The sequence below is a fragment of the Bacillus sp. FJAT-26390 genome (genome assembly GCF_001682865.1).
GTDB lineage: Bacteria > Bacillota > Bacilli > Paenibacillales > Paenibacillaceae > Pristimantibacillus.
This window is the reverse complement of sequence record NZ_MAQX01000032.1, coordinates 1-22,299: the sequence shown is the minus strand read 5'-3', so window position 1 is coordinate 22,299 and position 22,299 is coordinate 1. Positions and strand designations below refer to the sequence as shown.

Here is a 22,299-nt window from a genome sequence, read left to right as displayed (position 1 = left end):
TATTTAACAGCCCAGCAATCAGAAGCCGATACCTTCACCAAGGTATTGGTTTTTTTTAATTACTCGAAAAGCAGGTGGGAGCTATGCACGAGAAATTTGTGCTCGTTAACGGAGCAGCGATGACGATGGAGCATGTTGTCCGGGTAGCCCGCTTCATGGAGAGAGTGAAAATAAGCCGGAAATGCATGAAGAAGATGAAGCTAAGCCGAGAGTATGTTGAAATGCTGCTTCGTGAGAAACGAGTCGTGTACGGGCTCACGACGGGGTTCGGGAAGTTCAGCGATACCTATATTTCGCCGGAGGACGCGAAGCGGATGCAGTTAAATCTTATTCGAAGCCATGCTTGCGGCATAGGGAAGCCGCTGAGTGTGGAAGCCGTAAGAGCGACTATGCTGCTGCGCATAAACGCCTTGTCGCTCGGCTATTCCGGCATCAGGCCGGAAGTGGTTCAGTTACTCGCTGAGATGCTGAATGCCGGGGTAACGCCGGTCATCCCGGAACAAGGCTCGCTAGGAGCAAGCGGGGATCTCGCGCCGCTTGCCCATCTCTCACTCGTGCTTGTCGGTGAAGGTGAAGCTTATTATTTGAATGAACGGTTGCCTGGCAGCGAAGCGATGGCCAAAGCCGGCATACAACCTATCGCGCTTGAGGCGAAGGAAGGTTTAGCCTTAATAAACGGCACGCAGGTAATGACGGGAATCGGTGCGCTTGCATGCTTTGATGCGATCAATTTATCCAGATGGGCGGACTGCGCAGCCGCGTTAACGGCAGAAGCGCTCCGCGGAATTCGCGATGCGTTTGATCCCCTCACCCATGCCATTCGCCCGCATCTTGGGCAGGGGCAATCAGCCGAGAATATTCGGCGCTTGACGCTCGGAAGCCAGCTAATGACAAGCCAAGGCCAAATGCGCGTCCAGGATGCCTATTCCATCCGCTGCGCGCCGCAGGTCCACGGAGCAAGCCGCGATGCACTGCGGTATATAAGAGAGAAGCTGGAAATTGAAATGAATGCCGCAACGGACAACCCGCTTATTTTTGCTGCTGAGGATCGGGTCATTTCCGGAGGCAATTTCCACGGCCAGCCGATTGCGCTCGCGATGGATCATCTCTCTATCTGCGCCGCCGAGCTCGCCAATATTTCGGAGCGCCGCACGGAAAGGCTAGTCAATCCGCATTTGAATGAGCAGCTGCCTCCATTCCTTGCTAAGGACGGGGGCGTACAGTCCGGCTTCATGATCGCCCAATATACGGCTGCCGCAGCCGTCTCCGAAAATAAATCGCTCGCGCATCCGGCCAGCGTAGACTCGATCCCATCGTCGGGCAATCAGGAGGATCATGTCAGCATGGGTACGATAGCGGCCCGCAAAGCAAGTCAAATTGTACGGAGCGCCTATTCGGTGCTTGCCATCGAGCTTATGTGCGCTGCGCAGGCGGCTGATTTCCGGGGTCCCGAGCTGCTTGGTAAAGGGACAAAATGGATCTACGACCGCTGCCGGGAACAGGTGAGCTTCGTGGACGAGGATCGCGTATTATCAAACGATATTCGGATCGTCGCCGATTGGATGAGAAATATGGATGTGTCGGAAGAACTCGCTTCTGTCACTCCAATAAAATAACGTTTCGCCTTTCCTATTTTCTCACACCAACCCGCCCAAGATCGTTTATAATAATAAGAACTGAAAAAATCGAACTGGAGGTGACAAAGGATGGCTTATATGGTACCGGAGGTTATTCGGACGAGCGCGACTGCTGGGGAACGGCTATTGTTTCGGACGCTGAAGGATCATTTGCCGAGCGATTATGTGGTTTATTTTGAGCCAGAGATTCAGGGGAGCCGGCCTGACTTTGTCATTATTGGCCCCGATCTAGGATTAGTCGTTCTGGAAGTGAAGGATTATACGAAATCCGCAATATTCGAGGTGGGCCGCGATGAGTGGCTGCTGCATGGGTCCGGCGGACAAATGGAAACGGTGATGAACCCTTATCAGCAAGCGAGGGAGAGCCTGCGGCATGTGGCGGGCGAGCTTAAGAAGGATGATACCCTCGTTGAGCAAGAAGGCAAATTTAAAGGACAGCTGAAATTCCCTCATGGCTTCGGAGCTGCTTTTACGCGAATGAAGCAGAAGGATTTTATCGAATATAGCTTATACGACGTCATTGCGCAGCCATTCGTGCTGAGCCGCGACGAAATCGACCCGGAGGATGGCAGCTTTACCGCCGACTCCTTGATTGAGAAAATACATGGCATGTTTACGGCGTTTAGACGTAAGCCGTACATTTTGTCGCAGGAAGATATTCGTGCGATTCGCCATCACCTCATACCCGAGGCAAGGCTCAGCGCAGAGTTTCGCCAGCCAGGCGAGCAGAAGCATCAGGAGCAGTTTGTGCTTTCGCTTCACAATATGAAGACGCTCGATCTGCACCAGGAAAATATGGCAGAGCATCTCGGCGACCGTCACCGCTTGATACGCGGCGTGGCAGGAAGCGGGAAGACGCTCGTCCTCGCCAGCCGTGCCAAACATTTGGCGAACCATCATCCGGATTGGAAGATTCTTGTCATTTGCAGCAGCATCGCCTTGTCGCAAAATCTTCGGCGAACGATCGACCGGAGGATGGAGGAGCCGGAGGATCTGCTGGACTGGATTAGGCTGGAGGAGCAAAAGGAAGGCAAGCCGCGCCAGCAAAACATCGAGGTGTATAACTTTCATGAATGGCTGAAAAAAGCGCTGAATGCCCGGGATACGGATATCCCTTCACTCATCGATAAGCTGGAGAAGAAGGAAGCGATCCTTCCTAGTTATGAAGCGATACTAATCGACGAGGGCCAGGATTTCCACCCGGAATGGCTCAAGCTGCTTAGCTGCTTGCTTAATCCGGTTACGCAAAATCTGCTGCTGGTGGAGGATCGGGCGCAGACGTTCATGAAGCGCAAGTCGAGCTTGCTGCAGGATACGGGGCTTGATTTCCGCGGGAGGTCGCGCATCCTCTCTATTAATTACCGCAACACGGCGCAGATTGCCCAATTTGCATGGGATTTCTATCAGCAGCACTCGCTGCTACAGAACAAGGTGAAGCTCGGTTCCACCAAAGGGGTCGAGATTATTCCGCCGCAGAGCACCCGAAGAATGGGGGCGGAGCCTACGATGAGCCGGCACAGCGGTTTTCAAGAGGAGCTGCAGGCGGTCATCAAGCAAATCCGGTATTTGCATAACGACCATAAGGTTCCTTTTGCCGAGATGGTTATTTTGTACCGTGTGAAAAACAACTATTATTCCTCCTACACCGATTCGATCCGCAGGGCGCTTAAGGGTCAAGGGCTTCCGATGAATTGGATTACGGAAAATGAGAATATCGATCAGGAATCCGGCAGTTACGCTGATGCAATTAACGTATCGGACATCGACAGCGTGAAAGGGCTTGATTTCCGGGCGGTATTTATCGTGAATGCTGAGAATATGCCCTTTTCGCTGGAAGAGGTGGAGGAACGCGAGGTGTCGCTGTTTTACATCGCAATGACACGTGCTCTAGATTGGCTTTATATTTCCTACAGCGGAGATTCGAAGTTTACGCTTTATTTGGACGAGCTCCAGCATCGGCGTCAGGAGCTGGAGCAATCCGCGAAGAAGATGGGATGAAGCAAAGGCTCGTTCCAAATATGAAAAAACAGGCTGTCGAGATCATTTCTCGGCAGCCTGCTTCATTTTAGTTGAAAATTTGAATATCATCAATGTTGATGCGGCTGCCGGAAGTGCCGGATACGAGTATGCGGAAGCGAACGCTGGCATTCTCGTTTACCGTAATACTTTGAACCGTTAGCGCAGCTGAGCTTGAGTAAGTGCTTGTTACATCCGTCCAGCTCGTGCCGCTGTTGACGGATTTTTGCAGCTTCCATACCGCGCCTGTGTCTGTGCCGAAGGCAGCATGCCTTATTTTGACCGTTTTGGCGCCGGCAGCATTAAAATTCATAGAGATCGATCCGGCAGCTTTGATCCGGGCTGCTTGCAGCCCGTTTTTCTTGTCCGTACTCAGGTTGCCGATCAAGGCATTATCCATATTCCATGATCCGCTTGATAGCGTGACATTTCCTGCCGTGTAAGAGCCCTTGCTTCCACTCTCAAAAGCTTCGTTCAAAATAACGGCGGATGTAGATGTTACCGTGACTGTAAACGTTGCATTCGCAGATCCGCCATTGCCGTCGTTTGCTGTTACTGTAATGGCAGCCGTACCAAGAGCAAGCGGATTAACAGTGAGCTGCTTGCCGACAACGCTAACGGCTGCAACTGAAGGACTGCTCGAGACGGCCGATAAGGTTAGCGCATGCCCATCAGGATCGCTGAATGTATTTGTTGCATCAATAACCAATGCGCCGCTGCCTACAGCAGTGCTCCGATTTGCAATCGGATTAGCGACTACCGGTGGTTGATTGGCGGCGGTGATCGTATGGCTGCCAAGGTTCGTAAACGTATTATTCGCTAAAGCATCCCACTGCATTGCAACGTATGTGGTTGTGCCGGTTGTTACCGTTTCTTTGCGAACGAGTGTTTTATCCGTACCAAAAGATTGGCCGGCGGTGCCGATCACATCAAGGCTTGTTCCGTTTTTGCTCAACGTGACGGAATCATCGCCATTAAAGCTTAAATTGCTTGAGAGCAGATCTGCTTGTGACAAAATGCCAGCGGCTGCATTTGTATGGGCAACTACATAGACATCGCCGCTGGCGAGCGTTCCGCTTAGATTAATGGCCGACGAGGTGTTTGAAGAGCTAACGGAGTATCCCGATAAATTCACGCTTGAGCCGGTGCCGTTGTAAATTTCAACCGCCTTGTTGTTGCTGCTGCCTTCGATATATTCGGAGAAGAAAACGCCGGAGCCGCTGCCGCCAGGCTCTTCGGGCTGCCCGCCGCCCGTCCCGTAGCCGTAAGAGCCGGCTTTGAACGTTGAAGGATCGTACCATTTGTAGCCTGCGGCCGGAGCGGACCAAGGCTCGTTTTGCGGCTCGGTGGATGTTTGTGGATTTTCTATCGCGAGCAGAGGCGTTGGTTGGTCAAGCACTAGGCCGCTCACTTGATTCAAGCTAGTATAGCTCTCCTGCTGCGCCAGCCAGTTCACTACATTAACAAGTAGAGTCGCATCATCTTGCTCTTGAAAGCCGGCGTAGGTCGTTTTCGTGCCGCCCGTTTCTTCCCGTTTGTACTTTGGAGTAGCATCCTCGACCGGCGAGGAGTCGCCGATGAAGGCTGCTTTGCCTGCGCCTACCTTGGACACGGCAGCATAAGGCCCCTCGGCGATACCGCCTCCCGCATACACGCCTTGATCGACGGCATTGCCCCATTTGGCGTTGGTGGTGGGCAAATACACAATTCCTTTTGCTTTATTAGGATCAATAATAGCGAGCGTCGAGCCGGCATGCATAGCTATGGTGGATACGCCGGCTGTAATATTAAAAGCTTGTGCAGGTGCGACGATTTGATTGGCTGTTATATCGCCAAGCGCGTTGTAGCGAAAGCGAACGCCAAAGTTGGAGCCTAGCCAGTCGGAGCTGACTACGCCGCTCATCGCTGCGGAGCTGCTTTCCTCGGCAGTCATGCCTTTGGCTGGATTGCTCCACGCTCCGCGGCGGTAGCCGTTAAACGCCTCGGAGGAATCCCAGCGGTTTTTGTTGCGGTCCGCATTATAATGATCCGATATAAAAAAGATGCTTCCGCCATTTTGCACATATTGCAGCATAGCAGCTTGCTCCGTCGCCTTGTAAGGAATATTCGCTTCTCCGACGACGAATACGTCGTAGCTGGAGAGGTCGCTCAGGACAATCGGCGTTGATTTACGCAGCTCCTTTACATCGTAGCCCTCATTTGCTAAAGCATGTCCAAAATCAGAAAAAGCGCCATCGATGACCCAGTCGGCTGCGCCCGCCGTTTGAGCGTGTGTATTATCAAAAAGCACTTTTTTACCGTTAGCTGTGCCGACATGCAAAATTTCGGGAGCCGGATCGGCGGGACCCTCTGCATGGACTTGTGGCGCATAACCGATACTGGAGAATAGAACACTGAAGCTTAAAGCGGTAGCTAGCAACAAACGTGACCATGAATGTCTAGCAATCATTAAACTCATCTCCTATCTAGTAATTTTGTGCAGCTCTGTACACAAGATCATTCTAGCATATGGAAATGTTTCCATATAATAAGGTTTTATGAATAATAGAAAAGTGAGAAGAGAGAAGGACCGCGAGCGGAAAGGAAGTTTTGTGCAACGATTTTGATAGAGTAGATTCGGAGAGGCTGCGGACAGAAGGATGTGGGAACGCGAAAAAAAGCCCTCTAATGTCGCGCATCATCAATTAGAAGGGCTATTATACGTATGGCTTTTTAGATTTTGCGAACACTATCTCTCGAAATTAGCGTCGTATCGAGCATGACATGATGAACGACGTCTTTTCCCTCTAACAAATCGATGAGCACTTGAGCGGCTTCAAAGCCAAGCTCGTATTTATGCTGGTGGACGGTAGTGAGCGCAGGCGTGCAGTAAGCGGTCAGGTCTATGTTGTCGAATCCAATGATGGAGATATCATCAGGCACGATTTTGCCCATATCCTTAGCGGTCTGCAGTGCTCCTAAAGCCATGAGGTCACTCGCGCAAAATAAAGCCGTTACGTCAGAACGGCTCGTAAAAATTTGAGAAGCGGCTAGCTTTCCCCCATGCTCGGAAAATCGTCCGTCGACTACGAGCGATTCGTCGAAAGGAATGCCATACTCCGCAAGCGCCTCGCGGTATCCTTTTAAACGCAGAAGGCTTACGTCCGCTTGCGCGTGTCCGTTAATCATCGCAATCTGGCGATGCCCGGACTCAAGCAAATGCTTCACTGCGGTAAAGGCGCCGTGCGTATTATCTGAAGTGACGTACCCGACATTCGGACCTTGAAGGGTAATATCGATAAGCACGCATGGAATATCAGAGGATACGATCTCCTTCAAATAGGGGTCGTCCAGCCGAATGCCCATAATAATAACGCCGTCCACGCCGCGCTCCTGGCATAATGTCTTGTACGATTTCATTCTTTGCTTTTGCGGCGTCGTGCTGAACAATACGAGATCATAATCAAGCTCGCCAGAACGGTCGTTGATGCCGCACAGCACTTCAAAGGCGATATTGTCTTTGGAGCTGTCTCTTGTCACATTGGAGAGAAGCAGGCCGAGCGTTTTCGTTTTTTTGGATATAAGCGACCTTGCCGCCATATTAGGGCTGTAGCCTAGCTGATTTGCAATGGTTTTAATTTTGTGCCGTGTGCCCTCGTTAACGTCGTCATAGCCATTTAATGCGCGCGATACCGTCGTGACGGATACGCTGGCAGCTTTGGCAATATCTTTGATGGTGACCATAGGATACCTCCGGATTGTTAGGAAACATGTAAGGAAAGATAGGAAAAATTAAAATTTAAATTCAGGGTTGTAAATGCTTTCATCATGATCTATAATTCGATTATAACGTATCCGAAACGTTTTGGAAAGTTGGATCACCGAATTATGAATGAAGTGTAAATATTTTTTTACCCTTTTTCCGAAACGTTTCGGATACCAATGAGCTTACTCAAAAATAAGTGAGTAAAGATGCCACTAAGAGAGAAATGAGGGAGAAGTTTGGATTATCGAGTCATCAAAGAAAACGATCTATTCCTCATGACGGATAGGAATGGCGACATCCCGGAAGGCGATATTTCCGGCAAAGGTCTCTATACGAAAGACACAAGGTTTCTAAGCAGGATGGAGATCCGAATCAACGGTCAGAAGCCCATACTGCTGTCTTCCGCTGCCGACGATAATTATATCTCCACGATTCGTCTTACCAATCCGCATATGGAGGAGAACGGCGAGCTGATTTTGTGGCGTGAGTCCGTAGAAATCGAACGCACGCGTTTCATTTATGAAGGTGCGTTATATGAGAGCATCAAGCTTACAAGCTACTATCCCAAGCCTATTCAATTTGATTTCTCGGTGCTGCTCGATACGGATTTTGCCGACATGTTCGTCGTTCGCGGCTTTCAATATGGAGAGCTTGGAAGCAAGACAATGGAGCGGAGTGCTCCAAGGGAGAGAGTAATCGGCTATCTAGGGGCAGACGGCGTGCGCCGCGAGACCAAGATCAAATGGAATACGCAGGAAAGCAAAATAAGCGAGTCAGGGGAGCTCCACTTCGATGTTGCCCTAGGGCATCAGGAAAATATTGCAATCGCTTTCTTCATCGCGCCGATTATCGATGGGAACGAGCCGCTTCAACATGAGCCTGAGGAAGCGATGAGCAAGCTTAGAGCCTCCTACGTGGATTGGAATGCTTCTTCCACTTCGATTCAGAGCAATCTGCCGCTGTTCAACAAGCTTTATCATCGCGGGGTTCAAGATTTGCGAGTGCTGCTTACCGATCTTGGATACGGAGCGTTTCCCGTTGCCGGCTTGCCATGGTTCTCGGTGCCGTTTGGCCGCGACAGCTTGATTGCCGCACTGCAAATGCTTTCCTTGAATCCGCAAGTCGCGAAGGGCACCTTGCTCACGATGGCGGCTTATCAAGGCCAAAATGAGGATGAATGGCGCGATGAGCAGCCGGGTAAAGTGATGCATGAAATCCGGTACGGCGAATTAGCGAGCACGAATCAAGTGCCGTTTACGCCTTATTATGGAACGATTGACGCGACACCGCTCTTCCTCCTGCTGGCTGCTGAATATTATCACTGGACGGGCGATGCTGATTTTATAAAAGCGTTAATGCCGCATCTTCAAGCAGCGCTAACTTGGGTGAAGGAATATGGCGACGCAGATGATGATTCCTTCGTGGAGTATTATCAGAAGTCATCCAAAGGCATTGCGAATCAAGGCTGGAAGGATTCAGCGGATTCCGTGGTGCACCGCAACGGCGACTACGCGGAAGCTCCGATCGCACTCGTTGAGGTTCAGGGTTATGTCTATCAGGCGCTCACCCGGCTTGCTCCTATATTCAGAAGCTTAGGCCATGCAGAGCAGGCGGATCAGATGGAGCAAGACGCATCGCAGCTTCAAGCCCGGTTTGAGCGCGATTTCTGGATGGAGGATGAGCAGTTTTACGCAATTGCTTTGGATAAAGACAAGAAACGCGTGGAATCGGTCACTTCGAATGCTGGGCATATTCTTATGTCGGGCATTGCTTCTCCGGAGCGGGCTAAGGCTGTTGCTGAGCGACTTGTCGCTCCCGATCTATTCGGAGGTTACGGCATTCGGACAATGAGCACGGATGCAGCGGGATACAATCCGATGAGCTACCATGATGGCAGCGTATGGCCGCATGATAACTCCTTATGCATACTTGGCCTTAGCCACCTGGGCTTCGCCAATGAAGCAATCACGGTTATAGAGGGTTTACTCGCTGCTGCTGACAAATTCGAATATAACAGATTGCCTGAGCTGTTCTGCGGATACGATAATCTGCTTGGTGCCCCGGTACCTTATCCAGTTGCATGTTCTCCGCAGGCATGGGCAGCGGGAACGCCGTTAACCTTTGTGCAAGCGCTGCTTGGCCTTCAACCAGACGCTTTGTCGCGCCAGATTACGATCAGACCTTCTCTATTAGAAGGGATGAATGAGCTTAAAGTGGAGCAGCTTCTAATCGGCAGCGGCACGCTCAGCCTGCGCGTTACACGCGGAATTAATGGTCCCGAGGTGGAAATACTGTCTAATCTAACAGGGTATGAGCTGCTGATTTCATAGGTTTTACGCAATATGTTTCTATATATACAAAGTTCATATTACTTAAGGAGGTTGTATGTATGATGAAGAAATCAGGGGTTGTTGGTTTATCGTTAACGTTGGCTGCTGTACTAATGCTTAGTGCTTGCGGCAGCAATGAGGGGAACACGAACAAAGGAACTGCGGCAACGAATAATGGTACGGCGCAAGAGGCCACAAAAGAGCCAGCGGCCGAACCGGTTACCATAACGCTTGCCGGCTGGGGAGCAAGCCCGGAAGAGCAGGATCTGCTTAACCAAACATTGAAGGAGTTTGAAGCTAAATATCCGAACGTGAAGGTTAAGTATGAAGTGATTGCTGATCAATACATGGATGTAATCAAGACAAGACTGATCGGCGGAGAAGGTCCAGACGTCTTCTACTTGGACGCATTCGAAGCGCCGGGACTCATTGAGCGCAATGTACTTGAGCCGCTGGATAGCTATGTAACGGAAGACTTTGACGTTGCAGACTTTGAACAGCCTATGGTTGATGCATTCAAGCAAGAGGGAGTCACTTACGGTTTCCCTAAGGATTTCTCTACCCTTGCCATGTTTTACAATAAGAAGGACTTTGCAGAAGCAGGCATTGCAGCGCCGCCTGCAACCTGGGATGAGCTGAAGGCAGCTGCAGCTAAGCTGACCAAAAAAGAAGGCGATAAAACCGTTCGATATGGCTTCGGCGTAGCGCCTGAGCTTGCGCGCCAAATGTTCATGATTCAAGCGTTTGGCGGCAAAGTGGCAGACGACAAAGGCAATGCCGCATTCGCATCCCCGGATGCGCTTAAAGGCTTGCAGCTAGTTACAGATATGCACAATGTAGACAAATCATCCGGCGAGCCAAAAGAAGTTGGCGCTGGCTGGGGCGGAGAGATGTTCGGCCAAGGCAAAGCCTCGATCGTATTCGAAGGAAACTGGGCGATCCCATTCCTCGAATCCAACTACAAGGATCTGGATTACGGAACAGCGGAGCTGCCAACTGTAAACGGCACTAAAGGCACGATGGCCTTCACGGTTGCTTATGTGATGAACAAGCAATCGGAGAAGAAAGAGGCAGCTTGGCAGTTGATTTCTTTCTTGACTGGCAAGGAAGGCATGAAGACTTGGACCAGCAAAGGCTTCGCGCTTCCTACGCGGAAGTCGGTCGCACAAGAGCTAGGATATGACAAGGATGAGATGCGCAGCGCAATTGTGGCGGGAGCGTCCTATGCAACGCCTTGGCAAGCTGGTTCTACACTGCCAACAATTATGAGCAACTTCAATAATCAATTCGTTGATACCTTTATGGGCAATTCGAAGCTTGAGGATGCTATGAAAAAAGCCGAAACCGTTGCGAATAAGGAAATCGCAGCAGCTAAGTAAACGAAAGGAAGGGGGGAGAGCATCGACAGTCTCCCTCCTTCATTCTTTCATTTTGATACGAAAGGAGAAGGTGTAGCATGACCCAAGTTTCTTCATGGAGAAAGAAGCTGAAAAATAATGCAACAGGCTATCTGTTTTTGCTTCCAACGATTTTAGTGCTGGGCACTTTTTTGTTCTTGCCCGTTTTCTATTCGCTCTATCTTTCGGGACACAAGGTTAATCTGCTTGGCGACGTCAGCTACAAATGGGTGGGGACAGGCAACTTTACCCGAATGGCCGGAGACGAACGCGCTTGGATCGCGCTTAAGAACACGGCATCCTTCGCACTCTTTGTAGTACCGCTGCAGACGGCATTTGCTATTTTGCTTGCCGTTATTTTGAATGCTAAATTGAGATACAAAAACTTTTTCCGAATCGTATTCTTTATGCCGACCGTTACGTCATCGGCTGTATTGTCGCTAATCTTTATGTGGATATACAATTCAAACGGTCTTTTGAACCGTGTGCTTGAATTCGTCGGTTTGCATGGCTATAACTGGCTTGGAGATCCTGCGGTCGCAATGAAGGCGATTATGCTTATGAATATATGGTCCACCGCACCGTTTTTTATGGTCGTTTTTCTAGCTGCGCTTCAGGATATTCCTGACGCGCTGTATGAATCAGCGATGCTGGACGGGGCAGGGGCTTGGCGGAGATTCATCTCTATCACGCTCCCGTTAATTAAACCGGCGACCTTCTTTACGGTCGTCATGGGTATTATCGGTACGTTTCAGCTCTTCGATCAATCTTATATTTTCTCGGCAGGCTCTGGCGGTCCGAACAACTCCACCTTGACCGTAGCGCTGCTGATCTATCAATATGCTTTCAAAAATCTCGACTTCGGCTACGCATCCGCGCTCGCTGTCATGCTGGCTGCGGTCATTATGCTCGTTACGCTGATTCAGCGCAAGCTGTTCGCCGAAGAGAAGCTGAACTAGGAGGGCGATTAGGTGGTATTTCAACAATCCAAATGGGGAAAGGCGATTCTCTACTTCCTGTTATTCGCATACGGCTGCGTTACGGTCGCTCCCTTTCTATGGGCGCTTTCCTCTTCGTTTAAGCCGCTAAGCGAAATTGTATCAGGAGGCATCAACTTTATTCCCAAACAGTTCACCTTTCAGAACTATTACGACATTTTCGTAAAAGAACCGCTGTTCCTCAGGTGGATGTACAACAGTGCCTTGATTGCCGTAGTTGCTACGGTGTGCAATACGCTGTTCAACTCCATGGCAGGTTATGCGCTTGCGCGGATTGAATTTACCGGAAGCAAGGTCATGTTCATTCTTATTTTGGCTGTACAGATGATTCCGGGCCAACTCACGATCGTGCCGGCATACTTAATTATGAAGCAGCTCGATTTGTTGAACACGTATGCGGCATTAACGCTGCCGATGATGGCGAATGCGACGTTTATTTTTATGATGCGGCAATTTTTCCTAAGCTTTCCGAAGGAGCTGGAGGAGGCAGCCGAGATGGATGGCCTCAATCGGTTCGGCGTGTTTTTCCGAATTGCCCTTCCTCTGGCAGTGCCTGCGTTAGCGGCACAGACGATTTTCGTATTTATGGGAGCGTGGAATGAATTCCTTAAGCCGCTTATGTTCATGTCCGATAAGTCGATGTTTACGCTCACGCTTGGACTCAATACCTTCAAGGGGCAGTACATCAGTCATTGGAATTACATTATGGCGGCATCTATGGTCTTCACGCTCCCTGCGCTGCTGATTTATGCCTTCTTCAATCGATTCTTTATTAAAGGAATTACGTTCACCGGCGGGAAATAGCCATAAGCTCGTTAAAAGTAAGCTCTGTAGAGTAATCTGCAGAGCTTTTTTTTATCTGCAAGTTGACAAAGCCTCTTCATCGCATATAACATGAATATAAATTCATTATTACGTATAAATATTCATAACCGAGGTGAACCGATGATCCACTTATTATCGTTAAAAGAATTCAGCAAGGACATGATTCAATCCATTATCCATCAAGCTGTGGAAATGAAACAAAGCCCAGAGCGCTTCTATCATGCAACTGAGCGAAAAGGGCTGCTTATGCTTTTTCAGAAAACCTCTACGCGAACTAGCCTGTCCTTCCAATCCGGCATCAACCAATTGGGCGGATACTCGGTCGTTATGGATTGGGATTCAAGCAATTTCAGCATATCCCCGATCCAATATGAAGCCCGGTATGCGTCAAGAAACTGCGATGTGATCATGGCTAGACTGAAAAAACATTCCGACGTGCTCGAACTAGCCCAGTATTCGAGCGTTCCTGTCATTAACGGCTGCTGTGAAAAATATCATCCATGCCAAGCCTTAGCGGATCTGATGACGATTTATGAGGTAGCGGGGACGTTTGAGGGAATAACGCTGACGTATGTCGGTATCCACAACAATGTAGCCAATTCATTGGTAGCAGGCTGCACCGCAATGGGCGTCAAGCTTCTCCTTGTAACGCCTATCGTAAATACGCCTTCATGGGATGAGGAGCTAATGCAAGCTGCCTATCAAAGCGGATACGTCGAAAATGCGGCTCATTTGTCGGAGGCGGTATCGCGGTCTGATTTTGTTTATACGGACACATGGGTCGATATGGAGTTTTTTCACGAGAGCCATTACGAGGAAGAGAAAAACCATAGAATGGAGCAGATGCTGCCGTATCAGCTGAACCGGAATAATCTGAAAGGATTTTCTCCTTATATTATGCATGATATGCCCATTCATCCGGGTTATGAGATTGAAGCAGAGCTCGTTGAATCGGATCGCTCCGTCATCTATCAGCAAGCCGAGAATAGGATGCATGTTCAAAAAGCGCTGCTCCTGTATTTGCTCAAACCAGGTTGCTGTGCATGATATCTCGGGCGTATATGCGACAATCAGGCGCTGATTGAAATGTTTGCCACCTCCATCAACCCGATTGATTGGAAGCTAAGAGAAGGTTATTTAAAAGAAATGCTGCCATTTGAATTTCCGATCATTCTCGGCTGGGACGCAGCGGGCATTGTAACAGAGGTTGGAGCGCAGGTGACTCAAAAAACGAAGAGCTTCTAAAATCGCTGGGCGCAAATGTGTTCATCGATTACGCCAAGGTTGATTTTGAAACGGTGATTTCAGACTATGATATCGTTTTTGATACGATGGGAAGAACCATCCAAGAAAATAGCTTTCAGGTGTTAAAAAAGGGCGGGAGGCTCGTATCGATCGTATCGCCTCCAGATGAAGCTAAAGCAGTAGAGAAAGGCATAAAAGACGGTTCCTTATGGCTAAATCCGAGCGGCAAGCAGCTTCAAGAAATAGCCGATCTGATGGCAGGCAACCGCATAAGAGCGATCGTTGGCCATGTGTTTGCTTTTACGCAAGAAGGATTAAGGGATGCCCATAAGCTGAGCGAGTCCCATCATGCCAGAGGGAAAATCGTAGTGAAAATCAAATAATGCGAAGCGGAATTTCGAGAGCGTTCATGCCCAGGCGGCAGGACGCTTTTTTTGTTTGTGCAATAGCATACGCAAAGGATAATGCTGGAAGTTGTCGAATAAGTTGCAAGATCTATAAAGCTATCGCCCGCAAACTATTTCTGAATGAATTCGTATGGGAGAGCAAACGATGAATCGACCACGCAAAATACTCATTATCGAAGATGAGCAGGACATTTCCCGCATCATCAAGGATTATGTCACGATCAACGGGTACGAAGCGCTAATTGCTGAAAATGGCAGAGACGCGTTAAATGCTTTAGACGGCTGGCAGCCGCATTTTATCGTTTTGGATATTATGCTTCCGGATGTGGATGGCATTGAGCTATGCCGCCAAATTCGCCAAAAGAGCCAAACGCCGATCCTTATTCTGAGCGCGAGAGGGAGCGACACGGATAAGGTTCTGGGCCTTGGCTTTGGGGCGGATGATTATATGACCAAACCTTTCTCTTTGAGCGAGCTGATCGCTAGAATAAATGCCCATTTACGCAGAATGGACAGCTTCGGAACGACTAGCCCGGTTGATGATCGTCTGATATTCGGCAACATCGTCATTGACAAGAAGGCGTACAGCGTAACGGTGGCTGGCAAGGAGATCGCTTTGTCTGCCAAGGAATTTGAGCTGTTATTTTACCTGTCTAAGCATAACAATCAAGTATTTTCAAAGAGTCAGCTGCTCGATGCGATTTGGGGCTACGCGGAGTACGGAGATGAAAGCACCATAACCGTCTATATTCGCCGGATACGGGAAAAAATCGAAGCGGATCCTTCAAACCCTGCCTATATTAAAACGGTCTGGGGCATCGGCTATAAGTTCAGCATGGATGAAGCGTGAGATAGGAGAAGCCTATGTATTTAAAAAGCTGGTTTAAAACGTGGTTTACGGCTGTTTTGATTTGTCTGGCGATCATAATCGGCTGTGGTGCTTCTTTGCTTATCGACAGCTACAGCAGCAAGGATAAGGCAGATTCTGCCTATGTTATTAATCAAGTACGTTTAAAGGTAAGCGAGATCATCTTTTATCTGGAAAGGCATCATGCTGAAATACAGGACGAAGCGATCGGTGAGACTCTTAATAAGATGAGTAACGCTAACGATCTGTCTTTCTTGTACGCGGGGCTGGACGGCAGCATTCGCTTCAGCACCTTTCCAGACAATAATGGGTTATCGAAGGTTGATGTTAGAACGGCACTTCACTATGATTTATACACCTCCAATGTGCAAAAGAATAAGTTTAACATTGCTTTTCCAATCGTAGATGATCAAACGAGAGAACAAATCGGAAATGCTATTTTTACGATGCCAGCAAGCGTTATCGAGAATGAACAAGCCCACGAAGTGCCGCTTATCCGAATCCTCATGATTCTTTCGTTTATGATCCTATTAATCATGCTGCTTGTGTTTCTTCGCTTTAAAATCAACCGCCATATCATTCGCCCCGTTCACAAGCTAAAGGATCATTCTGAAGCGATTTTGAAAGGCGATTACGAGCAAAAGGCCGAGTATGGAAGGCTTGATGAGATAGGCGAGGTTTATGCGGTGTTCGACCAAATGCGCTTGGAGATTATGTTTCTGAGCGAGCAGCAGGCAGAGCATGAAAAGGCGCAAAAGGAGCTTATTACTAATATTTCGCATGATCTTAAAACGCCGCTAACGACGGTCAAAGCATACATAGACGCCATTCTTGAAGGGATTTGCCCCAATATGGAATCGGTCATGGGTTATGTTGAAATCATGCAGACGAATACGGACAAAATGGCGCGGCTCGTAGAGGACCTTCTCCTGCATGCTTTAAAGGAGCTGGGCCAAATTTCGATACAGCTTACAGAGCAATACAGCCAAAACGTACTGTCGACCATTATCAAGCCGATTAGCCATTATGTTCGCTCTACCGGAGTTGCTTTCATAGAGCCGCCGGAAATTGCGAATGTGCTCATTCAAGTTGACGCTAACCGTTTAGAGCAGGTCATTTCCAACTTGGTTGCGAATGCATTAAAGCATACGACGGCGGGCGATTCGATTCGGATGAGCGTCGAGCTTGAAGGCGGGAGCTTAAAAATAACGATTGCAGACACAGGCAAAGGGATTCTTCCGCAGGACATGCCGTTTATATTCGAGCGTTATTTCAAAGGGCAGCAGAGTACCAAACCGCATCAGGAGGGGAACGGGCTGGGGCTTTCGATCTGCAAGCACATTATTGAGGCGCATAAAGGGTCGATATCTTTTAAAAGCATAAAGGATCAAGGAACGGTATTTAGTTTTTTCATCCCCATCTGTTAAATCGATGCTGTAATACTTTATTAATATCCTGATAAGTATTTATCAACAACGGCCCCTTACAATGACTAGATGACAGCAATACGGGAGGGCTTATCGGTGTCCAAAAAAACAATCATTCGCGCAGCGAACCTATGCAAAACCTATTCGACCGGGAGCGAGCAGTTTCATGCGCTTCGAAACATGGATGTAGACATTTATGAGGGCGATTTTACCGTCATCATGGGCAATTCGGGCTCGGGCAAGTCGACGCTGCTTTACTTATTAAGCGGGCTGGATAGTGTAACGGCTGGCGAGGTTTATTTTCGGGAGCAGCGCATTGACCAATATAACGAGAAAGAGCTGGCACAATTTAGAGCGAAAAAAATAGGCTACATTTATCAAAGCATTAATTTGGTGCCCGACCTTACCCTGTTCGAAAATATCGTAATGCCCGGGTATGTGGCGGGTTGTCGCAAAAGCGAATTAAAGAGCAAGGCGCTTCTTCTGTTGAAGCAGCTGGATATAGAGGCGCTAAGCAACCGCATGCCAGCGCAGGCCTCTGGCGGACAGCAGCAAAGAGCGGCCATCTCCAGAGCGCTCATTAATTCGCCTGACGTTATTTTTGCGGATGAGCCTACAGGAAGCTTGAATTATGATCAAGGCGTGGCGGTGCTCGATATTTTAACGAAGATGAACCGTCAAGGCCAGTCGGTCGTCATGGTGACCCATGATATTAAAGCAGCTTGCAGGGCAGACCGGCTTATTTTAATTCGAGACGGCAAAATAGGCGGCATCTTAGAGTTTGATAAGTTTGACCAAGCAAGTATTCCGGAACGCGAGCACATTATTTTCTCCTATGTGTCGGGGAAGGAGTAACCGATATGGATGCAGTATGGTCGCTTTGTTACGCTCATTTAAGAAAAAAGAAGCTGCAGAACGGGATAATAGCCTTGTTAATTTTATTATCGACCTTGCTTCTTGCCACCTCCGTTACGGTTATTTCAAACACTAAAAATGTGTTTATGGATATCCACCGCAAAACAAATGGCTCCCATCAAATATTGACGCTGATGAATCAGCTGCATGATCCCCAAATGATCAAGAGCTGGTGGGATAAGCAGGACGGGATGAAGGTGTCCGAGCTCCTGCCTTACCGAAATTTGTCCGGCGCAACCTTTCAAGGGAAAGAAATTGCGAATTTATATTTGTTTATGATGAATACGCCGGCGGCGCAGGCAAAGGTAGACCGTTTTGTTTTTGCACAGGGGGGCGAAGCGCTTAGTCCAGAGGCGGGAAGCATATGGATTCCTACTTCAATGGCGATGACCAATAAAATTGCAATCGGGGACAGCATTGGCTTCAAAACAGGCGAGCGCATGTTTGAGCTTAAGGTATCCGCTGTTGTAGTCGATATTCCATACGGCGGTCCCTTTGCAACCGGTGCACGGATTTGGATGAACAGCACGGATTATCATAAGCAGCTCGATACGCTGCAGGGTGAGGACATGTACATGCTCGGGCTGCGTTACGATGACTATAGCGAGAGCAGCCGATATTGGCATAGCTTCGAGGAGGGTCTCGGAACTCCCTACTTGGAGTCGAAGACCGATTTTGAAGCGATCTCATCCTTCTATTTCATTATTAATAAGTTAATAGGCTTTGTAATGATTTTTGTTGGCGTCGTCATGATGCTGGTTGCGTTATATACGATTGGCTTTACGATTTCCGACGCCATTTTATCCAATTATAAAACGATCGGAGTATTAAAGTCGCTGGGGCTGTCTTCGAACAAACTGATCGCTATATATGTGATGCAGTATGCGTTTCTTTCTGTTATAGCTATTATTCCGGGACTTGGGATCAGCTATTTTTTGTCAAAAATGATAGTAGAGAGCTCGCTTTCGTATTTAAAAGCAGGGGATTTATGGGTCGCGATTCAGGGGTATGATATGGCTATGCTAGCTGGAGTCGTTGTTTTTATCGCGGTTCTGCTATGCGTGTTGGTCTATGCTAGCAAAGCGCGTTATGTACAGCCCATGCAAGCTATTCGGTATGGCATGTCCGAGATGGAAAACAATAAAATGATCAAACGCCTTCAAGTCATAAGCGGCGCAAAAAGCATTTTTGAGCGAATGCCGCTCCCTTTCGTCATTGGACTTAGGCCTATTTTGAAAAATGCGAAGGATTCCGTCCTCATTGTAGTGCTCACCACGATTACGTCAGCGGTGCTCGTATTGGGCTTTGTTTTGCTAAACAGTATTTTTGCTATACAGCAAACGGCGCCGTTGTGGGGATACGACTCCTCTCATGTTGCAGTGACGATCTTTAATAAGTCGGCTTTTTCACGGGCGGATTTGGAGAAGGAGGTGCTGGCTGATCCACGAATCAAAAACATCGGATGGATGAGTTCACTGAATGGGGTATTTGCTCCGGACCAGATGCCGGGCGCTGAACGAGCTAAGCGTGAATCTATTAATGGGAATATGGATGTCCTTGACGGAAGCTTTGATCATATGGGAATGGCGGTCCTAAAAGGGTACAACCCGCGGAACAGCAACGAAATTGCGCTTGGCGTCAACGTTGCCAAAAGTCTTGGCAAGGATGTTGGCGATGTAGTAGATGTGTATATCGAGGGCCATAAACATACGCTTACCGTTACGGGCGTCTACCAGGCCATAGCGAACATGTCCTATTCAGCAAGAATTACGGCGGATGTGGTTAAAAAATATAATCAAAATTATAACGCGGCGGAGCTTTGTTTCATTAACTTAGCCGACAGTACGCTAGCGGATCAGATCGTACAGCAATTAAATACGAAATACAAGGATTCGATCTCAGCGGTAACCCAGCAGACTTTATTGGATTCGGTCTATAAGGATGCGGCGACTATTTTGATCTTGCCAATGAGCATGATGGGGCTGCTGTTTGTTGGCGTTACCTTCATGATTATTTACAGCATATGCCGGATGAGCATTAGGAAGGAAAGCAAAAGCTACGGGATCTATAAATCCATAGGCATGACTTCGAATCAAATGAGAAGAGCCATTTCGGCAGGGATCGTGGCGCTATCTGCAATCGGAGTTGTGATCGGAATAGTTGTGGGCGTTTATGTGCTGCCTATCTTATTGTCTGACCTCTTCTCGGGTTATGGAATCGTGCAGCTGCCGCTAATTCGGGAATGGGGAGGAATCATAGCAGTTGCTTTGTTAAGCGTAATTGCAGCGGGCTTTGGTTCATGGCTATCGTCAAAAGTAATCCAGAAGACATCGCCGCGAATACTTGTTGTCGAATAACGATAAGGCCGAGCATCGCACTTGTGCGGGGCTCGGCCTATTTTTAAATGAATATGATTAATTGGTTCCGATCAATGCGTTAACGCTCTTCATCGTATCGTTGAAGTCAACGCCATCATGATTCCATACAATGACATCAGCATGCTGGATATACTCGCTGCTCAGCTCAACCTCTGCCGCTTTTTTAACCCTTTTGCCGATTTCCTCCGCGCTACCGCCTCTCATTTCCAGCCTTCTCGCAATCGTTTCTAGATTAGCGCCAACATAGACAGCCACGATATCTTTGTACAGCTTCTTCAGGGATAGAACGCCGGCTAAGTCTAGTACGATGTGGGCCGTTTCATCTTGATTCAATATATGCTCGATGCTTGATTTGAGCGTGCCGTAAAAGTGTCCGTTGTACTGCGTCCACTCGATGAAGGCATTTGCCTGAACTTGCTGATCAAATTGCGCGGCATCCATAAAAATATAATGAACCCCGTCTTCTTCGTTTGGCCTAGGAGGCCTTGTCGTTGCCGTAATGATTTTGCGGAAGCCGTTATGGCTTAGCTCCTTCTGTATTTCGGACTTTCCTGACGCGGAAGGGCCATAAAATGCAAGTATTTTTCCCAAACGGAAGCGCTCCTTTATGATTTCTTCATCTATTGCTTCTAATAGGGACCATATATTGTTAAAATATTTGTAAACAAAGCCAGCTGGGAGCGAGCCAATGATTTTATATAAACATTCTTCGAATTCATTTTATAATGATACGGATATTCAGAGGCATATCAATACGGAAAATGCGAAGCAAAGGGTATCGATCCGGGATGATTTTGAACGCGATTTTGGCAGGGTCATTCATTCTGCTGCGTTTCGCCGCTTGCAATCCAAGACGCAGGTTATTGGGATCAGCGAAGGCGATTTTCATAGAACGCGTCTTACCCATTCTCTTGAAGTATCTCAAATTGCCAGAGGAATAGCCACAACCTTAAATGAAAAAAACAAAATCTTCAAAGAGTCGGAAAACAAAATCGATATCTCCCTTATTGAAGCTGCCGCTCTAGCCCATGATTTGGGGCATCCTCCCTTCGGACACCAAGGAGAACGCGCATTGAACAAATGCATGAGTGCATTTGGGCTAAATTTTGAAGGCAACGCGCATACCTTTCGGTTATTAACGAATAGAGAGGGAGACTTGGAAGCGGGACTGGATCTGACGAGAGCGGCTTTATTGTCGATTTTGAAATACCCGGCCAGCATGAAGCAAGTAAACAATCCGGCGATTACGGGAAAGCCGCCCAAAAGCAGCGTGTTTGAAGAGGACGAGCCGGTATTTGAGTGGGTGATCCAAAGCTTTGCGCCGGAAGAGAAGGCCTACTTCTTGGAGGTAACGGATTTTCAAGAGGGGAAGCATAAGAAGACTTTAAATAAAACCTTTGAATGCTCCATTATTGAATTAGCTGACGATATCGCTTACGCGACTTATGATTTGGAGGATGCTTTTAAGCTGAATCTGATTCATGCCGACCATTTAAACGAGATCGCTAAGCGGCATATGTCCATCTCATCGGCCAGAATTGCTGGAGCCCTACGTCTCTATATGGAGAATAGCAGTCCTAAAAGTAAAACGAAGCCGTTTTTCGCGGATCTGGTGTCCGGTTTCATTAATGAAATTAGTATCGTAGAGCCGCACCCAGCATTCGCCTCTAACCGTTTGCGTTACAAGGCGGTTATTGCTGAGGATGCGATGCAGCTATTGGAAGATTTGAAAAGCCTTGTTACCGACCATGTGATTTTCTCTCAAAAGGTTCAAACCTTTGAATGGCGCGGCGGTAAAATTATCGAGAAGCTCTTTGAAGCGATGATGAATGATAAGAATCTGCTTCCTGAGGATAGAAAACGGAGCTGGCAGCCATCATCCGACAGGGTGAATGCAAGGCTCGTTTGCGACTATATAGCAGGAATGACAGATACTTATGCGCTAAAAATGTATTCCCGTTTATATGAAGCAGCGGGCGGCAGGCTGTTTGATATTTAACATATGGAGCAGCAGTGAAAGCTGTTGCTTCATCTAATAGTTGCAGAATATTACAACGCTCAAATATAGTAATTTAAATTATTTTTAAAAAACACTTGCAATAGTGGGCAAG

Annotated in this window: 17 protein-coding genes; 14 read left to right on the top strand and 3 right to left on the bottom strand. The window is 48.1% G+C overall.

Translation table 11 applies throughout. The features are described from left to right. Positions 1 to 83: 83 nt before the first annotated feature. Entirely contained in the window at positions 84 to 1,616 is a 1,533-nt protein-coding gene (gene hutH, locus A7975_RS21090) for a histidine ammonia-lyase (RefSeq protein ID WP_065386442.1), read from the top strand. A 90-nt stretch (positions 1,617 to 1,706) separates the two neighbouring features. Beyond that, positions 1,707 to 3,635 (top strand): 3'-5' exonuclease, encoded by a 1,929-nt coding sequence (locus A7975_RS21085; RefSeq protein ID WP_065386441.1) that lies wholly within the window; start codon positions 1,707 to 1,709, stop codon positions 3,633 to 3,635. Positions 3,636 to 3,702: 67 nt separating this feature from the next. Here A7975_RS21085 and A7975_RS35015 read toward each other — a convergent pair whose 3' ends face one another. Together A7975_RS35015 and A7975_RS21075 are read right to left on the bottom strand one after the other, a co-directional pair. Then, entirely contained in the window at positions 3,703 to 6,102 is a 2,400-nt protein-coding gene (locus A7975_RS35015; protein ID WP_082198356.1) for a lamin tail domain-containing protein, read from the bottom strand. 263 nt (positions 6,103 to 6,365) lie between these two features. Next, on the bottom strand, positions 6,366 to 7,376 hold the full coding sequence (locus A7975_RS21075; protein WP_065386440.1) for a LacI family DNA-binding transcriptional regulator: 1,011 nt from the start codon (positions 7,374 to 7,376) through the stop codon (positions 6,366 to 6,368). Between the two features lie 258 nt (positions 7,377 to 7,634). Between A7975_RS21075 and A7975_RS21070 the strand changes: the two genes are divergently transcribed. The 11 genes from A7975_RS21070 (at position 7,635) to A7975_RS21025 (ending at position 20,167) form a co-directional block, all read left to right on the top strand. Then, a complete protein-coding gene (locus A7975_RS21070; protein WP_065386439.1) occupies positions 7,635 to 9,728 on the top strand; it encodes an amylo-alpha-1,6-glucosidase in 2,094 nt (697 codons plus the stop codon). A gap of 62 nt (positions 9,729 to 9,790) precedes the next feature. Beyond that, positions 9,791 to 11,107, top strand: coding sequence for an ABC transporter substrate-binding protein (locus A7975_RS21065; RefSeq protein ID WP_483295929.1), 1,317 nt, complete (start codon positions 9,791 to 9,793; stop codon positions 11,105 to 11,107). Positions 11,108 to 11,184: 77 nt separating this feature from the next. Next, positions 11,185 to 12,084 carry a carbohydrate ABC transporter permease gene (locus A7975_RS21060; RefSeq protein WP_053372636.1) on the top strand — a complete coding sequence of 300 codons (900 nt, stop codon included), beginning with the start codon at positions 11,185 to 11,187 and terminating at the stop codon, positions 12,082 to 12,084. 12 nt (positions 12,085 to 12,096) lie between these two features. Continuing rightward, positions 12,097 to 12,927: a carbohydrate ABC transporter permease gene (locus A7975_RS21055; protein WP_053372635.1), complete on the top strand. Its 831-nt coding sequence runs from the start codon at positions 12,097 to 12,099 to the stop codon at positions 12,925 to 12,927. Between the two features lie 141 nt (positions 12,928 to 13,068). Further along, positions 13,069 to 13,995 (top strand): Rossmann-fold NAD(P)-binding domain-containing protein, encoded by a 927-nt coding sequence (locus A7975_RS21050; protein WP_065386437.1) that lies wholly within the window; start codon positions 13,069 to 13,071, stop codon positions 13,993 to 13,995. Between the two features lie 39 nt (positions 13,996 to 14,034). Further along, positions 14,035 to 14,193: an alcohol dehydrogenase catalytic domain-containing protein gene (locus A7975_RS35010; RefSeq protein ID WP_157265606.1), complete on the top strand. Its 159-nt coding sequence runs from the start codon at positions 14,035 to 14,037 to the stop codon at positions 14,191 to 14,193. A 17-nt stretch (positions 14,194 to 14,210) separates the two neighbouring features. Next, the gene (locus tag A7975_RS21045) at positions 14,211 to 14,576 is read left to right on the top strand and encodes a zinc-binding dehydrogenase (protein WP_065386436.1); all 366 of its coding nucleotides are present in this window, start codon (positions 14,211 to 14,213) and stop codon (positions 14,574 to 14,576) included. Positions 14,577 to 14,745: 169 nt separating this feature from the next. After that, positions 14,746 to 15,450: a response regulator transcription factor gene (locus A7975_RS21040; protein ID WP_065386435.1), complete on the top strand. Its 705-nt coding sequence runs from the start codon at positions 14,746 to 14,748 to the stop codon at positions 15,448 to 15,450. A gap of 14 nt (positions 15,451 to 15,464) precedes the next feature. Next, on the top strand, positions 15,465 to 16,895 hold the full coding sequence (locus A7975_RS21035) for a sensor histidine kinase (protein ID WP_065386434.1): 1,431 nt from the start codon (positions 15,465 to 15,467) through the stop codon (positions 16,893 to 16,895). A 96-nt stretch (positions 16,896 to 16,991) separates the two neighbouring features. Then, a complete protein-coding gene (locus tag A7975_RS21030; RefSeq protein WP_176707778.1) occupies positions 16,992 to 17,750 on the top strand; it encodes an ABC transporter ATP-binding protein in 759 nt (252 codons plus the stop codon). Positions 17,751 to 17,755: 5 nt separating this feature from the next. Next, a complete protein-coding gene (locus A7975_RS21025) occupies positions 17,756 to 20,167 on the top strand; it encodes an ABC transporter permease (protein ID WP_065386432.1) in 2,412 nt (803 codons plus the stop codon). Between the two features lie 57 nt (positions 20,168 to 20,224). Here the strand turns inward: A7975_RS21025 and A7975_RS21020 are convergent, their stop codons facing one another. Further along, on the bottom strand, positions 20,225 to 20,779 hold the full coding sequence (locus tag A7975_RS21020) for a guanylate kinase (protein ID WP_065386431.1): 555 nt from the start codon (positions 20,777 to 20,779) through the stop codon (positions 20,225 to 20,227). 97 nt (positions 20,780 to 20,876) lie between these two features. On the opposite strand from A7975_RS21020, the gene A7975_RS21015 reads away from it, so the two are divergent. Then, the gene (locus A7975_RS21015) at positions 20,877 to 22,187 is read left to right on the top strand and encodes an anti-phage deoxyguanosine triphosphatase (RefSeq protein ID WP_082198354.1); all 1,311 of its coding nucleotides are present in this window, start codon (positions 20,877 to 20,879) and stop codon (positions 22,185 to 22,187) included. Positions 22,188 to 22,299 lie beyond the last annotated feature (112 nt).